The sequence below is a fragment of the Microbispora sp. H10885 genome, assembly GCF_014161415.1.
In the GTDB taxonomy this organism is placed as follows: Bacteria; Actinomycetota; Actinomycetes; order Streptosporangiales; family Streptosporangiaceae; genus Microbispora; species Microbispora triticiradicis.
This window is the reverse complement of record NZ_JABBWY010000001.1, coordinates 888,561-901,979: the sequence shown is the minus strand read 5'-3', so window position 1 is coordinate 901,979 and position 13,419 is coordinate 888,561. Positions and strand designations below refer to the sequence as shown.

Genomic DNA, 13,419 nt, shown 5'->3' with positions numbered 1-13,419 from the left:
GCCTCCAGCGGCGGTCGTTCCGGGGCCGGGCCGAGACCGGCCTCAGGGATCAGGTCGCGAGGGCGGTGCGGCGGCCGCGGCGGGCCACCTCGCGCTCCAGGTACCACTCCACGGCCAGCAGCGGGATCGTCCAGCCGAGCCAGCCGGACAGGCCGGAGATCGTCCACGCCATCAGATCGGGGTCGCCGCGGAAGACGGTGTCCTGCAGCGGGGACAGGGTGATGATAAGGATCACGGTCCACACCCGGTTGGTGATGATGGAGTAGGTCAGCACGGCGCTGCGCAGCATCCAGCGCCGGTGGTCGGCGTACCGGCGGGCGCGGGCGGCGCGCCAGCCCGCCAGGGTGAAGGCGAGCCACAGCAGGGCGAGGAGCACGTCGCTGACCGCGAGGAACAGCCCGAACGGGGAACGCGCCCCGATGACCAGACCGGTCAGCCCGGCAGGCAACACCCCGGCGAACACGTAGACGCGCCCGGCGCGCCGGTGCCACACCCGGTGCCGCCGCCGGAACCACGGCCACACCTGGAAGAACGCGGTGACCATGGCGACCGAGGCGAACAGCACGTGCGCGACGAGCAGCGGGTAGTGCAGGCCGAACCCCTGTGGCTGCGGCACCCGGGACAGCGACGGGTCCCCGGTCAGGTACGGCGGCAGCGAGAAGGCGAGGAACCCGGCCGTGACCAGGGCGAGCGGCACCGTCCAGCGGCGCCGCCACCACGGACGTCGGTGGGCCGATACCGGCGGAGGACTGTCGATCGTCGTGTGCATGACGGCTCCAAGAGGGCGGTCGAGGATGCGTATCCCATACGCTCAATGCGTATCATATACGCAATGCGTAGGCCATACGCAAAGTGGTAAGCTCACTGGAATGCCGGACGACATCGGGAACGAGCTGCCGCACGCGCTGAACGTGCTGTGGGGGCGGGCCAAACCGAAGGGGCGGGGACGCACGCCCGCGCTCAGCCTGGAGCGGATCGTGGCGGCGGCCATCACCCTCGCCGACGAGGAGGGCCTGGCCGCGCTGTCCATGGCCCGGCTCGCCGAACGGCTCGGCTGCGCGCCCATGTCGCTGTACCGGCACGTGACCGGCAAGGACGACCTGCAGCTGTTCATGCTGGCCGCCGCGCCCGGCACGCCGCCGGAGTTCGACACCGCGCCGGCCGACTGGCGCGGCTCACTCACCCGGTGGGCCGTCGAGCTGTTCGGCGTCTACCTGCGGCATCCGTGGATCGCCCAGCTGACGAACTCCCCGCCGATGGACCCCGGCCAGCTCGCCTGGCTCGACGCCGCGCTGCGCTCCCTCGGCGGCACGCAGCTGGACCCGCGGGCCCGGTTCTCGGTGGTCATGCTGGTGCTGCACTACGTGCGCGGCGCCGCCCAGCTCCTGACGTCCATGCCCGCCGAACCAGAGGAAGGGGCCGACAGGGCGTACGCCGCCCTGCTCACCGAGCTCGCCGACCCAGGCCGGTTCCCGGCGCTGGCCCGCGCCGTCGAGGCCGGGGTGTTCGACCCCCAAGCGGGGGCCGCTCCGGACGACGACTTCCGCGCCGGCCTTGACCACCTGCTCGACGGGGTGGCAGTGGCGATCGAACGCGCCGCCGGGGCCTGAGCCGGGTCAGCGGGCGCGGGCTAGATCGTGTCGGCCGATCCGGAGAGAAACGGGTTCTGCTTGGACTGAGCGACGGGGAACTTCACCCCGGTGAGGTCTTCGGAGACGGCCCACAGCCGCTGCTGGACGGCTACCTCGTACGACTTCGAACTGGAGGTGACCAGCCGGGGGTGGCCCATGACCTCGAAACGTCCGCCGGGACCGTAGTACTGGCCGCCGAGCACGGCGGGGTCGGTGGCGGCGCGCAGGGTCGGCAACGCGCCCATCGCCGGCGTCTGGGTGATCAGCGGCGCGAGCCAGGTGAGCGGAAGCCGGAGGGCCGCGGGGGTGTTGCGGGCGAGCTCGGTGCTGGACACGCCGGGGTGCGCGGCCACCGCGACGGTGGTGCCGTGCGTGGCGAGCCGGCGCTGCAGCTCGTACGTGAACATCAGGTTGGCCAGCTTGGACTGACCATAGGCGGCGACCCGGCTGTACGACCGCTCCCACTGCAGGTCGTCGAAGTGGATCGCGGCCCGGATGCGGTGGCCGGTGCTGCTGACCGTCACCACACGTGAGCCGGGCACCGGCAGCATCAGGTCCAGCAGCAGCCCGGTGAGCGCGAAGTGGCCGAGGTGGTTGGTGCCGAACTGCATCTCGAAGCCGTCCCGGGTGGTCTGCTTCGGGGTGTACATCACGCCGGCGTTGTTGATCAGCAGGTCGATCCGGTCGAGCCGGGACCGCAGCGCCGCCGCCGCGGTCCGGACGGAGTCGAGCGAGGTCAGATCCAGCGCCTGCACGGTCACGTCGCCGGTCATACCGGCCGCGGCCTGCTCACCCTTCTCGACGTTACGCACGGCGAGGACCACGGACGCCCCGCGCTCGGCGAGCGCCTTGGCGGTCTCGTACCCCAGTCCGGTGTTGGCCCCGGTCACCACGGCCACCCGCCCGCGTTGGTCCGGAATGTTCGCCATCGTCCACTTCTCGCCCATGCCAGGCTCCCAACTAACGTACCGAAGGTATCTTCCTTTCGCAACGCTAAAGTACCTTCGGTACGTTGTCAACGTACCGAAGGTACTTAAATTAAGCTGGCGACCGTGACTTTCCAGCGGGCGAGAACCGAAGAGCAGCGGGAGATCCGCCGGCAGGCGATCCTCGACATGGCGTCGGCGATGCTCCACGAGATGCCCGTGGCCGCGGTCACCCTGAACGAGCTCAGCCGCCGGGTAGGCCTGGCGAAGCCGAACGTGCTGCGCTACTTCGAGTCTCGCGAGGCGGTGCTGCTGGAACTGCTGGACCGCTTCCTGCAGGAGTGGCTGACGGAACTGGCGGGCGAACTGGCCGCCGGCGTCGACGAAGATCTACCCGTGGCCGAGCGAGCGGCAGCGGTGGCAGAGATCCTCAGCCGCTCGCTCTCCAGTCGAACGGTGCTGTGCGACCTCTTCGGCGCACAGGGCAGCGTCCTGGAACACAACGTCTCCGTCGAAGTGGTAGCACGCTACAAGCGCGCCTCCCTGGACCGCCTGACAACCATGACCGCCCTGATCCAGGACTACCTGCCGGAGCTGGGCGAGAACGCGACACTGTTCAGCCTGCAAACCATGGTCATTGCCGGCGCGCTGTCGGCGTACAGCACACCCCCACCCAGCCTGCAGGAGGCCTACCAGGCCGAGCCCGACCTCGCCCGCTTCCACCTGGAGCTGAAGGACTCTCTGAAGCTGGCCCTGACCGCAACCCTCCTGGGCGTGCTACCCCGCCGCTGACCTGCCTTGCATTGGGCAGGTCAGCGAGCCTCGATCCTCGGCCGGGACCAGGCCCGTCGGACAGGCGGCCCACTGATGCACTTCAGGCAATAGATCAGCTCACGCCGCTGGAGCACGCGGAGTGATCCGCACCTGAAGACCGGCCTTCAGCGCCCTGGCCAGGCGCTCAAGAACCGGCACCGTCGGGACGATACCTCCGGCCTGGAAGCGCGCACCGCTGACTGTGTCATCCTCAGCCGCACGGGCCTACTCGCTCTGGCTCCAGCCACGAGCTTCCCGCATCTCCCGCGCCGTCCGACCCAGTCCGACGGCAAGATGAGCCGCCTCATGGGTCTCCGCGGCACGTGCTCGGCCATCCGCTGAAACTTGAGATCCGTCCCGCGGCCGATGTCCCGATCCCGGCCGCTCACCGTACCGCCGACCGGTGCGCCGATCGGCGACGTCTCAAGCCGATGAGCGGGCGTGGCGGACTCCGCTGCCACGACCGCCGACTATCGGATTTCGATGATGACCTTTCCGAACGGGCTGGTCGACTCGTAGTACCGGAACGCCGCGCCGGCTTCCTCGAACGGGAACACTCGGTCGATGACGGGCCGAAGCCGCCGTGCGGCGATGATCTCGTTCATCTGGGTGAACTGCGCGTGGCTCCCGACGGCCAACGCCCGGACCGTCGCGGCGACACCGAACAACAGGCGAGGGTCGAGTGGCCGCCAGTCACCCGAAACGGACCCGACGAACGCGACGTGTCCGTTGACGGCAAGCGACTTCAGTGACTGCTCCAGAGGTCCGGCGGTGTGGACGACCCGGTCCACCCCGCGCCCGCCGGTGATGCCGCGGGCCGCGGTGTGCCAGTCGGGAACGGCGCGGTAGTTGACGACCTCGTCAGCGCCCAGGTCGCGGGGGCGCTGGTCTCTTTCCGTCCGGCCGGTCGTAGCGATCACTCTCGCGCCGAGAAGTTTGGCCAGTTGTACCGCGAACAGTGATACGCCGCCCGAGCCGGTGGTCAGCAGTGTGCACCCGGGCTGGATCCCAGGACCGTCCCCGGTCAGCGCGTTCCACGCGGTCACCGCGGCGCACGGCAGCGTCGCGGCCTCGGCGTAGGAGAGGTGGTCGGGAATCGGGACGAGGGCTTGCTCCGGGAGGACGGCGAGTTCGGTGAGCATGCCGTCGAGGGAACCTCCCAGTTGTGGCAGGTACGACGGTTGCAGGGGGCCGTCCAGCCACTGCGGGAACAGCGTGGCGGTGACCCGGTCACCCGGTCGTACCCGCTGGACACCCGGCCCCACGGCGACGACCTGCCCGGCACCGTCGGAGACCGGGATGACGTCCGGCTTGACGGGCAACACGTACTGCCCGCGCAGCACCAGCAGCTCGCGGAAGCTGAGCGAGACGGCGTGGACCATGACCGCGACCTCGCCGACGCCTGGCGTGCGCGGTTCGTGGGTCCGCAGCGACAGCCCCTCGATGCCGTCGCCACTGTTGACGTGGTAGCTCCGCACGGACGATGGCAGTGCCGCCGTCATCACGGTCATCCCTCGATGAACTGGTAATCGCTGACGATGCGACCGTCCGCGCCCAGCATGAGGATTTCCAGCCCGATACCGGCCGCATCGCCACCGCCGCGAGCCACCATCTCCCAGCGAAATTTGACCACGTCGTGGAGCCGTTCGGCATCGCCGCGGGACCGGAAAACGTAGGTTCCCGGAGCGACGAACTCCTCGTACGCGCGCGTCACCCGCAGTTCCAGTGCGTCATAACCGCGAGCCTCCAGTACGAGACGATCGAACCCCAGCCCTTCAGCGGCCTGTCGCATCTCCTGAGGCGGCTGCAGGACATGGACCGCGTCGGGGGACCACAGCTCGCGAACGGCCGCGCGGCGACGCTCCGGGTCGGGTTCACTCCACACCGCGACATAGCGGTCGGTGAGATTCTTCAGGTCTGTGTCGGCCATGACGATCCTCAGGTCGTGGTTGGTCGTTTGCGACCTCGAATATGCTGCGCCGGACGCACCGCGACAATTCCTCGAAGGGAATCGCCGACCGGTGCCATGCCCGGTAAACAGAAGGAATGATCACCGAATCGGCAAGCGGCGGACTCGCTGGTGCGCTGCGCGAGTGGCGCACCCGCCGACGCGTCAGCCAACTCGAACTGGCGGTGCGCGCCGGCACCACTCAACGGCACGTCAGCTTCATCGAGAGCGGACGCTCGGCCCCTGGCCGGTCGATGATCATACGGCTGGCCGAGTCACTCGAGGTGCCGATCCGCGAACGCAACGAACTGCTCCTCGCCGCGGGGTTCGCGCCCGCGTACCCACAGACCGACCTGGACGATCCCCAGTTGGCAGCGGTACGAACCGCCCTCGACCGCGTCCTGCACGGCCACCTGCCGTACCCGGCCGTGATCGTCGACCGGCACGGCGACCTCGTCTCGGCCAACGCCGGCTTTCAGGTGATCATCCGCGGAGTGGACCCGCACCTGCTCGCCCCACCGGTGAGCGTCCCCCGAGTCCTGCTGCACCCTCAAGGACTCGCGCCGCGCATCCTCAACCTCGACGAGTGGGCATGGCACATCATCGAACGCATCCACGCCGAGAGCACGCGGAACCCGAGCGACCGGCTCCAGCTGCTCGCCGCGGAACTCGTCGGCCTGGCGCCGCCGCGTCCACGCCAACTGCCGCCTCATCATCTCGGCTTCGCGGTACCGCTCCACCTCCGCATGAGCGAGCCGGAGAACCGGGAACTGCGACTCATCACCACACTGACTCACTTCGGTACCGCCACCGACGTCACCATCGCAGAACTGCGATTGGAAGCATTCCTACCGGCCGACGAAACGACCAGCACCGCGCTGACCGAGCTCGTTACGTGGTGAACGCCATCTGCGGAGGCCGCGTATCGGATGTTGCCGGCGGAATCTCGCCTGCTCGCACGGCTCTGACCCTCGATCGGCACCGGGCTTGCCGGGCGACCGAGGGCCAGGATCAGTCACTTACCGCAGGTCAGGCCTCACCAGTGGTGAGGCCGATCGGACACGCGACGCCCGTGCCACCGATCCCGCAGTAGCCGTTTGGCACCTCAAAAAGGTATTGCTAGTGGTAGCGGTTCACTCCAGGCAACAAGTCGCGCTACGACCTTGCGGCATTTGCTCCCGCCCTCGGCGCTGGGAATGGCTGTGTCACATTCGCCAGCAGGTCAGCCGGCCTCAGACATCGGTGTCCTTGGGATGACGGGGCGAGGCATAGATGATCCATACCGTGTGAGCGGCGTCGTCGATCACGTAGCGCACGCGCCCACCGCTGGTAACCTCGAACTCCCATTGCTCGAGGTCCTGTCTGTTGTGGCAATGAGTCGCGAGGTCGCCACGCAGGCGATGCTGACGCTCATGGTCGGTGCGTGAGCGTGGATCTGCGCGCAGCGTCTCCAAGCAGCGGCGTGTGTTGGCCAGGGCATGACGGCATAGTTCCTCCCAGCCCTTCACCGCATCGCTCGTACCGAACCGTACGTCCCATTCGCTGTCAGGAGGCGGGACTGTGACCCGGTCTCCGCGCTTCGGACTCATACCGAAACCTCAACCGGCCCGAAGTCTCCGCTCGTCGCCTCACGCGCCTGCGCATAGTGCGCGGGGTCGGCCTTGATCCGGGCGGTGGCCCGCCAGCCTGCGATGACTTCCTGAGTAGTGGCGTCGACATCCAGCTCGGCCGCGTCAGAGAGCGCCTCAACCAGTTCAAGAGTGAAGGACCGCACCTCATCAGAGGAGAGGTGACGAACCCAGGGAAAGACCTCAGGCATGGCGATGACCAGGGCGCGGGCGGTCGGATCATGCCTCAGCAGCGCGAGGAACAGACGGGAAGCAGTGGCCAGCGTCTGCTCGCGTCGTTCCTCACGGTCAGCCGCGGTCAGGTAGAAGTCCTGGGCATCCCGGTGAGTCACACGTACGCGACCGAGTCGCGCGGCGCGTTCGGCGACAGCCCGGGGATTCCTCGACAGGTCCGAGAAGGTGACGGCGTCGGCATTGCTGATGCTCACGCCGTCAGTCTAATTCAGAACACATTCTGATAGCGCTCCAACCTCGCCCACCTGGCGCGCCGCGCTGTGGGACGGCCGCGCCCCACCCAGGCCCGCACTTCGAGACCGCCGATCGCGTCGAGCCTGACCCCGGCCCACACCGCACCAGCCCAGGCGGCGAAGGGCCAGGATCAGTCAGTTACCGCAGGTCAGGCTTCGCCGGCGGTCAGGCCGACCGGGCAGCTCACACCGGTGCCGCCGATGCCGCAGTAGCCGTTTGGCACCTTAAAAAGGTATTGCTGGTGGTAGCGGTTCTCCTCGGGCAATAAATCATGCTGGGGATCTCGCGACACTTGCTCAGCCTCGGCACCGGGACTCGCTGTGTCACAGATGTCGGCGGGTCATTGGACCGGATCGACGCCGTCAACGAGCCGCCGTATCACAATGCGGTCGCGCCCTTGTCCGCGGCCGAGCGAGCCGTGCCAGGGCGGCGGCCGGCAGCGCGACGGCCGGCGCCAGCAGCGCGACGATCATGGCGTTCCAGTACGGCAGCGCCTGGGTGGAGTGGTCATAAAGCCGGGAACCGACCGTCGCGTACACCGACCAGATGAACAGCGGCCCCGCCATGCCCGCCAGTATCCCCGGTCCGATGTCCGCGTTCCGTCGTGCCGTAACCCACGCGGCCACCACGGCGGCCAGCGCGATCGACACGAAGACTCCCACGGGGAAGTCGTCCAGCCGGCCGGTAGCGTCGCCGGCGGTGAACAGCAGGACGAAGCAGACCAGTCCGAGGCGTGTCCCGGTATGCCGGAGCGCGGCGGCGCCTGCCGCCGCGCCGACGCCGCCACCCGCGAGGGACGCCATGAGCGCCACGGCCGGGGGGTCGTACGGCGCGCCGAGCGCCTGGAGATACTGCAGCGGCCCGGCCGTCACCGCACAGCCGAGCCACGCGGCCAGGGGTGGCGCCAGGAAACGCCACCGGCCGGCAGGCATCCCGCCCGCGACGAGCGAGGCCAGCACCACCGAGGCGGCGGGATACCAGAGGGCACGGGTCAGGTCGCGATACCAGCCCGGCCCGTCATACTCGTGGTAGGCCTCCCATAAGGTCATGCCCAGTGCCTTGCCGGCGACGATCTGGCCGCAGGCGAGCACGGCGGCGAGCACGGCCGTGAACACGATCGAGAGCATGAGGTGCCCGGCCTCGCCGGAATCGGCGTGCGGCAGCCGCCCGATCGTGGTCCGGTGCGCGCGAGTCACCCCAGCGGGATCGGCGTGCGTCGTAACCGGATGCGCGGGGGCCGCCTGATCGGCCTGCGCGCAGGGCGGCCTCCCGGCTGCGATCGCGTAGGCGAGCACGGCCCCGATCATCCACCCTGGCCAGCCCGGCCGGACGGCCATGGCGTCGGCGAAATCCGGGCCGCCGCCGAAAGCGCCCTGCGAGATCTCGCCGATCAGAACGGCCGAGGCGCTGCCGTACAGGGTCGCGACCGCGGCCCTGACCGGCTTCCCCCGCAGGAGGCCCCCCGCCGCCAGGCCGGTCAGCACCCCCGCCGACTCGAGCCCGCCGGTCACCCTGAGGAGCACGGACACGCCCGGGCCCACGGCCGTAGCCACGATCACCGCGAGCACGACGCTCCGCATCTTCGACATCCGCACAGAAAATCACGACAAGACACGGCGTGACGGTGAATCTTGTGGACTCCAAGCCGAGCGGCTCAGGTGGGGCCCGCGGTGGCATCACACTTGCCGCCCAGCGACGCGAACGCGCCCGCATCCGCAGCGAGAAACAACACCGCCGGGGACGACCCGCCAACGAAGCCGCCTGACCAACCCCTGCGAACGTTCGTTGCCGCACCAGCCCGCACACCTGGCAACATATTCTCCTGCCCTCGGTGCCGGACCTGGCTATGTCATAGATCTGGGCGGGTCAGCCGACCTCAGGCGTCGGTGTCCTTCCGATGACGGGTGTCAATTCCGGCTCGATCGTGGTTCTGGCACTAATTCTGTGATCTTCCAGCGCTCGGCCGCGGGTGTTGCTGATCATGCTGGGTGACGATCTCGAAGTTGCTCGCGGTTCTCTTCCCTCACCTGGCCTGTCGGCAGATCGACGTCGTGTGCCGGTCGGGGACGTCGGTGCGGATCCGGGCCAGAGCCCGCACCATGCAGGCGGCGTGTCCGCGATGCGGGACGGTGTCCCACCGTGTGCACAGGAGCTACGAGCGGCGGGTGTGCGACACAGCCGTCGGCGGCCAGGAGACCATCCTCCACCTGCGGATACGGCGATTTCGGTGCGGCAACGACGCCTGCGCCGCGAAGACCTTCCGGATGAATACCTTGACACCTTCTTCGACACGGGAAGCGAGCATCAGGGGAAAATCGGCGAAGGTGGCACCACGGATGTAGCGGACGCTTAACCCGAATTCAGGCCGAGGGCGGTCCGCCGACTCGACCCTCGGCTGTCGCGTATCGGACTCCACTCAAGATTCCAACCCTTCAATCGGCACCGGGCTTGCCGGGCGACCAAGGGCCAGGATCAGTCAGCTACCGCAGGTCAGGCTTCGCCGGCGGTCAGGCCGACGGGACAGCTCACGCCGGTGCCGCCGATGCCGCAGTAGCCGTTTGGCACCTTAAAAAGGTATTGCTGGTGGTAGTCGTATCGCTGGGGCAATAATTCGGCACCTACACCCGCACGAGGCGGACTGCCTTTCCGCAGAGCTTGCTCATGTCGTCCTCGTCCGAGGTGAGGACGATAACGGGCCGGGTGGAGCGAAGAGCCGTGGCGGCCACGACGGCATCGATCGCGTACTTGTGGCCGTGAAGACCGCTCTCACGGAGCAGATCCAGCGCGTGGACGGAGACCTCCTCGGTCACCGGCTCGACACGCAGCCGGGACAGATGCCAGCGCAACCGGTCGTTTGTCACCCGGCCGTCGAAGGCCTCGATAGGCGTCAAGGCACTGATAACAACGCGGAAGTCGTTGTTCTGTGCCTCTCGGACGATCGCCGTAACTCGCTGGTCGGCCGCGCACCACTTCGAGAGTCCCTCGGAGTCAAGGATGACCGTCCCCGCACTCAGCTTGCTTCGTGCGCGTGCCATCCACGCCCCTCCTGTAGCTCCGGAGCGGACTTCACGCTACGGAACAGCTGCTCAGCCTCGTCCCGCAGATGCTGCGGGATGGGACCGCACTCGTTCTCGTTCGCCTGCAGGGCCTCCTCCAGTAGGTCCCGCTCGATCTGCCGCTCCACAGCGGCGTCGACGTACGCGGAGAACCCACGCGCGCCGACACGCTCCTTGATGGCGCGGATGTTGCCGGCTCGCAAGGAAACGCTCACCTTGGCCGCGGGCCCGTCCCCGGGCGGGAAGGCCTGTTCAGGTGTACTCATAGCGGTAGTTTACTACTTCAAGTAGCAAACGACCGGCATCGGACGCAGGAAACCTCCGAGTACCACCAGGCCGCTCGGAGGTGTCACGATCCCGCCCGGCGACTGATCAGCTCTCGCCGGTCGTCAGGCCGACGGGGCAGGAGACACCGGTGCCGCCGAGGCCGCAGTAGCCGTTCGGCACCTTAAAAAGGTATTGCTGGTGGTAGCGGTTCACTTCAGGCAATAGATGCCTCCTCACCTCACGCTGCGACATCTCACTGCCTGCGGGCAGGTCGGGGCCTACACTTGGCAGCATGGACTTGGACAACGAAGGCTGGGCCGACATCGAGGAGCCACTCGACGTGCCCGCACTTCCACGGCACCTCTCCGCGCTCGTCGGCGCGCTACAAGGGCCGGCAGACCTCGGCGTCCACCACGACCGGTACCTCACCTATCCTCACCACGAGGAGTCCGACGGAGCGATCACCGCGTGATCCTCTGCGACACGGGACCCCTCGTCGCGGCGTTCAACAGGGCCGACAAGGACCACGCTCGCTGCGTCCGGTTTCTCGCGCAGAACTGGACCAAACTCGTCGTGCCATCGCTCGCGGTGACAGAGATCTGTCACCTGCTCTCCGATCCAGTGCGCCGCGGCAGCCCCACTCTCGCCGCCGAGTTCTGCGCTGCCATCGCCGACGACGAACTCCGCGTGATCGAGGCGACGCCCCATGACTATCGGCGAATGTCCGAGCTGCTCTCGGCCTACGCCTCGCTCCGTCTTCAGGCCGTGGACGCCTGCGTGATAGCCCTGGCCGAGCGCTTCGACCTTCGCGAAGTCGCCACGTTGGATCAGCGCGACTACCTTGTCGTTGCCCCTCGTCATCTTCCCAAGGGGCAACGACTCACGATCCTGCCAGCCGACTGATCAGGCCTCGCCAGCGGTCAGGCCGACGGGGCAGCTCACGCCGGTGCCGCCGATGCCGCAGTAGCCGTTTGGCACCTTAAAAAGGTATTGCTGGTGATAATCCTCGGCGAAGTAGAACTCACCGGCGGGGGCTATGTCGGTGGTGATCTCGCCGTACCCGGCGTCGGTCAGCACCTTCTGGTACGCCTCCTGGGACGCCAGGGCGGCCTCCAGTTGCTCCGGGCCGTGCGTGTAGACGGCCGACCGGTACTGCGTGCCGACGTCGTTGCCCTGGCGCATGCCCTGGGTGGGGTCGTGCGCCTCCCAGAAGACCTTGAGAAGTTCCTCGTACGACACCTGGGCCGGGTCGAAGACCACCCGGACGACCTCGGTGTGCCCCGTGAGGCCGGAGCAGACCTCCTCGTACGTGGGGTTGGGCGTGTACCCGCCCGCGTAGCCCACCGCTGTCGAGACGACGCCCGGGGTCTGCCAGAACTTGCGCTCGGCCCCCCAGAAGCAGCCCAGCCCGAACTCGGCGATCTCCGTTCCCTCGGGGTACGGCGGAGCCAGCGGCGCGCCGAGGACCTGATGGCGGGTGGCCACCGGCATGATCTCGGCCCGGCCCGGCAGCGCGTCCGTGGGCTCCACCATCGTCGTCTTGTCCCTGCCGAACAGCCAGCCCATCGTGAACCTCCCCTTCTGTTCTGCCAACACCAACCACCCACCCGGCCGCGTTGTTCCTCCCGTAAGGATTCCTAAACGTCAGGCGTAGAGCTCCTTATTTGTCCTGAATCCAGGTAAGCAGCGAAGATAGGCGACATGCCTGATACCCGCCGTGGCCTCCTGTTCGGCGTCGCCGCCTACACGATGTGGGGTCTGTTCCCTCTCTACTGGCCCCTGCTCAAGCCCTCCGGCGCGGTGGAGATCCTCGCGCACCGGATGGTCTGGTCGCTCGTCGTGGTGGTCGCGGTCCTCGCCGTACGACGTCACTGGTCGTGGATCCGCACCATTACCCGACGCCAGCTGATCCTCCTCACCGTCGCGGCCGTCACGGTCTCGGTGAACTGGGGCACCTACATCTACGCCGTCAACACCGGCCACGTGGTCGAAAGCGCCCTCGGCTACTTCATCAACCCCCTGGTCAGCGTGCTCTTCGGGGTGCTGGTCTTCCGTGAGCGGCTACGCGTGTGGCAGTGGGCCGCGGTCGGCCTGGGCGCGGTCGCGGTTCTCATCCTGACGCTCGACTACGGGCGTCTGCCCTGGATCGCGCTCGTGCTAGCCTTCAGCTTCGGCACGTACGGCCTGGTCAAGAAGAAGGCGGGGGTGGGCAGCGCGGAGAGCCTGACCATCGAGACCCTCGTGCTGCTGGTGCCGGCCCTGGCCTACCTGCTCGTCCTGGAGGCGAACGGCACGGGCACCTTCGCCCACCACGGCGCCGGCCACGCCCTGCTGCTGGTGGCCGCCGGCGTGATCACCGCGGTGCCGTTGCTGTTCTTCACCGCCTCGGCGCTGCTGGTCCCCCTCACGGTCATCGGCCTCCTGCAGTACATCGCGCCGGTGCTGCAGTTCCTCTGCGGCGTGCTGATCGTCCACGAGACCATGCCCGCCAGCCGGTGGGCCGGCTTCGTCGTCGTCTGGCTCGCGCTGAGCGTCTTCACCTGGGACAGCATCCGCGCCGCCCGCGTGTCCCGCCGCGAGCGCGCCGCCGAGCTCCAGACCGTGTAGTACGCCCCCGGGAGTACGGCTCCCGCCACCGACGGGGGGACGACCTCGACCGGCCACAGCGGCGAGGATCAGCCC

General features: G+C 68.2%; 17 protein-coding genes and 3 pseudogenes. 7 read left to right on the top strand and 13 right to left on the bottom strand.

Translation table 11 applies throughout. The features are described 5' to 3' along the window. Nucleotides 1–49 precede the first annotated feature (49 nt). Nucleotides 50–769 carry a DUF2306 domain-containing protein gene (locus tag HHX37_RS04055; protein ID WP_182884514.1) on the bottom strand — a complete coding sequence of 240 codons (720 nt, stop codon included), beginning with the start codon at nt 767–769 and terminating at the stop codon, nt 50–52. Nucleotides 770–869: 100 nt separating this feature from the next. Between HHX37_RS04055 and HHX37_RS04050 the strand changes: the two genes are divergently transcribed. Then, complete coding sequence (locus HHX37_RS04050; RefSeq protein WP_182884513.1) at nt 870–1,610, top strand: TetR/AcrR family transcriptional regulator; 741 nt, start codon at nt 870–872, stop codon at nt 1,608–1,610. Between the two features lie 20 nt (nt 1,611–1,630). Here HHX37_RS04050 and HHX37_RS04045 read toward each other — a convergent pair whose 3' ends face one another. Further along, on the bottom strand, nt 1,631–2,578 hold the full coding sequence (locus HHX37_RS04045) for an SDR family NAD(P)-dependent oxidoreductase (RefSeq protein ID WP_182884512.1): 948 nt from the start codon (nt 2,576–2,578) through the stop codon (nt 1,631–1,633). A 105-nt stretch (nt 2,579–2,683) separates the two neighbouring features. Between HHX37_RS04045 and HHX37_RS04040 the strand changes: the two genes are divergently transcribed. Beyond that, nucleotides 2,684–3,349, top strand: coding sequence for a TetR/AcrR family transcriptional regulator (locus HHX37_RS04040; protein WP_182884511.1), 666 nt, complete (start codon nt 2,684–2,686; stop codon nt 3,347–3,349). A gap of 491 nt (nt 3,350–3,840) precedes the next feature. On the opposite strand, the gene HHX37_RS04035 is transcribed toward HHX37_RS04040, so the two are convergent. Together HHX37_RS04035 and HHX37_RS04030 are read right to left on the bottom strand one after the other, a co-directional pair. Beyond that, nucleotides 3,841–4,872: a zinc-dependent alcohol dehydrogenase family protein gene (locus HHX37_RS04035; RefSeq protein ID WP_220502557.1), complete on the bottom strand. Its 1,032-nt coding sequence runs from the start codon at nt 4,870–4,872 to the stop codon at nt 3,841–3,843. 5 nt (nt 4,873–4,877) lie between these two features. Further along, nucleotides 4,878–5,300, bottom strand: coding sequence for a hypothetical protein (locus HHX37_RS04030; protein WP_182884509.1), 423 nt, complete (start codon nt 5,298–5,300; stop codon nt 4,878–4,880). 116 nt (nt 5,301–5,416) lie between these two features. Between HHX37_RS04030 and HHX37_RS04025 the strand changes: the two genes are divergently transcribed. After that, nucleotides 5,417–6,220: a helix-turn-helix domain-containing protein gene (locus tag HHX37_RS04025; protein WP_182884508.1), complete on the top strand. Its 804-nt coding sequence runs from the start codon at nt 5,417–5,419 to the stop codon at nt 6,218–6,220. Between the two features lie 330 nt (nt 6,221–6,550). On the opposite strand, the gene HHX37_RS04020 is transcribed toward HHX37_RS04025, so the two are convergent. From HHX37_RS04020 to HHX37_RS04005, 4 genes and pseudogenes are all read right to left on the bottom strand, one after another. Further along, nucleotides 6,551–6,826, bottom strand: coding sequence for a hypothetical protein (locus tag HHX37_RS04020; RefSeq protein WP_259406148.1), 276 nt, complete (start codon nt 6,824–6,826; stop codon nt 6,551–6,553). Nucleotides 6,827–6,903: 77 nt separating this feature from the next. Continuing rightward, complete coding sequence (locus HHX37_RS04015; RefSeq protein ID WP_182883167.1) at nt 6,904–7,374, bottom strand: hypothetical protein; 471 nt, start codon at nt 7,372–7,374, stop codon at nt 6,904–6,906. A 188-nt stretch (nt 7,375–7,562) separates the two neighbouring features. Continuing rightward, nucleotides 7,563–7,661, bottom strand: a pseudogene (locus tag HHX37_RS04010) (peptide-methionine (S)-S-oxide reductase); the annotation flags it as partial. A gap of 115 nt (nt 7,662–7,776) precedes the next feature. Continuing rightward, on the bottom strand, nt 7,777–9,003 hold the full coding sequence (locus tag HHX37_RS04005) for a hypothetical protein (protein ID WP_182884506.1): 1,227 nt from the start codon (nt 9,001–9,003) through the stop codon (nt 7,777–7,779). A 510-nt stretch (nt 9,004–9,513) separates the two neighbouring features. Between HHX37_RS04005 and HHX37_RS38095 the strand changes: the two genes are divergently transcribed. After that, nucleotides 9,514–9,756, top strand: coding sequence for a transposase family protein (locus HHX37_RS38095; RefSeq protein ID WP_396774787.1), 243 nt, complete (start codon nt 9,514–9,516; stop codon nt 9,754–9,756). A gap of 148 nt (nt 9,757–9,904) precedes the next feature. Here HHX37_RS38095 and HHX37_RS36195 read toward each other — a convergent pair. The 4 genes and pseudogenes from HHX37_RS36195 to HHX37_RS03985 all read right to left on the bottom strand — a co-directional run. Continuing rightward, nucleotides 9,905–10,006, bottom strand: a pseudogene (locus tag HHX37_RS36195) (peptide-methionine (S)-S-oxide reductase); the annotation flags it as partial. Between the two features lie 26 nt (nt 10,007–10,032). Further along, nucleotides 10,033–10,449: a PIN domain-containing protein gene (locus tag HHX37_RS03995; protein WP_182884504.1), complete on the bottom strand. Its 417-nt coding sequence runs from the start codon at nt 10,447–10,449 to the stop codon at nt 10,033–10,035. Then, nucleotides 10,425–10,736 (bottom strand): hypothetical protein, encoded by a 312-nt coding sequence (locus HHX37_RS03990; protein WP_182883171.1) that lies wholly within the window; start codon nt 10,734–10,736, stop codon nt 10,425–10,427. The genes HHX37_RS03995 and HHX37_RS03990 overlap by 25 nt, the downstream gene beginning before the upstream one ends. Nucleotides 10,737–10,842: 106 nt before the next feature. Further along, a pseudogene (locus HHX37_RS03985) lies at nt 10,843–10,941 on the bottom strand (peptide-methionine (S)-S-oxide reductase); the annotation flags it as partial. 88 nt (nt 10,942–11,029) lie between these two features. On the opposite strand from HHX37_RS03985, the gene HHX37_RS03980 reads away from it, so the two are divergent. Next, nucleotides 11,030–11,209 carry a hypothetical protein gene (locus HHX37_RS03980; RefSeq protein WP_182883172.1) on the top strand — a complete coding sequence of 60 codons (180 nt, stop codon included), beginning with the start codon at nt 11,030–11,032 and terminating at the stop codon, nt 11,207–11,209. After that, the gene (locus tag HHX37_RS03975; protein WP_182883173.1) at nt 11,206–11,640 is read left to right on the top strand and encodes a type II toxin-antitoxin system VapC family toxin; all 435 of its coding nucleotides are present in this window, start codon (nt 11,206–11,208) and stop codon (nt 11,638–11,640) included. The genes HHX37_RS03980 and HHX37_RS03975 overlap by 4 nt, the downstream gene beginning before the upstream one ends. On the opposite strand, the gene msrA is transcribed toward HHX37_RS03975, so the two are convergent. After that, a complete protein-coding gene (gene msrA, locus HHX37_RS03970; protein WP_182883174.1) occupies nt 11,641–12,303 on the bottom strand; it encodes a peptide-methionine (S)-S-oxide reductase MsrA in 663 nt (220 codons plus the stop codon). A gap of 135 nt (nt 12,304–12,438) precedes the next feature. Here msrA and rarD point away from each other — a divergent pair, with 135 nt between their 5' ends. After that, complete coding sequence (rarD, locus tag HHX37_RS03965) at nt 12,439–13,344, top strand: EamA family transporter RarD (protein ID WP_182884503.1); 906 nt, start codon at nt 12,439–12,441, stop codon at nt 13,342–13,344. Nucleotides 13,345–13,419: the final 75 nt, after the last annotated feature.

Bases quoted from the DNA above. Each gene is read 5' to 3' on its own strand.
- HHX37_RS04055 (WP_182884514.1), bottom strand. From the start codon at position 769: ATGCACACGACGATCGACAGTCCTCCGCCGGTATCGGCCCACCGACGT.
- HHX37_RS04050 (WP_182884513.1), top strand. From the start codon at position 870: ATGCCGGACGACATCGGGAACGAGCTGCCGCACGCGCTGAACGTGCTG.
- HHX37_RS04045 (WP_182884512.1), bottom strand. From the start codon at position 2,578: ATGGGCGAGAAGTGGACGATGGCGAACATTCCGGACCAACGCGGGCGG.
- HHX37_RS04035 (WP_220502557.1), bottom strand. From the start codon at position 4,872: ATGACGGCGGCACTGCCATCGTCCGTGCGGAGCTACCACGTCAACAGT.
- HHX37_RS04030 (WP_182884509.1), bottom strand. From the start codon at position 5,300: ATGGCCGACACAGACCTGAAGAATCTCACCGACCGCTATGTCGCGGTG.
- HHX37_RS04025 (WP_182884508.1), top strand. From the start codon at position 5,417: ATGATCACCGAATCGGCAAGCGGCGGACTCGCTGGTGCGCTGCGCGAG.
- HHX37_RS04005 (WP_182884506.1), bottom strand. From the start codon at position 9,003: ATGTCGAAGATGCGGAGCGTCGTGCTCGCGGTGATCGTGGCTACGGCC.
- HHX37_RS38095 (WP_396774787.1), top strand. From the start codon at position 9,514: ATGCAGGCGGCGTGTCCGCGATGCGGGACGGTGTCCCACCGTGTGCAC.
- HHX37_RS03995 (WP_182884504.1), bottom strand. From the start codon at position 10,449: ATGGCACGCGCACGAAGCAAGCTGAGTGCGGGGACGGTCATCCTTGAC.
- HHX37_RS03990 (WP_182883171.1), bottom strand. From the start codon at position 10,736: ATGAGTACACCTGAACAGGCCTTCCCGCCCGGGGACGGGCCCGCGGCC.
- HHX37_RS03980 (WP_182883172.1), top strand. From the start codon at position 11,030: ATGGACTTGGACAACGAAGGCTGGGCCGACATCGAGGAGCCACTCGAC.
- msrA (WP_182883174.1), bottom strand. From the start codon at position 12,303: ATGGGCTGGCTGTTCGGCAGGGACAAGACGACGATGGTGGAGCCCACG.
- rarD (WP_182884503.1), top strand. From the start codon at position 12,439: ATGCCTGATACCCGCCGTGGCCTCCTGTTCGGCGTCGCCGCCTACACG.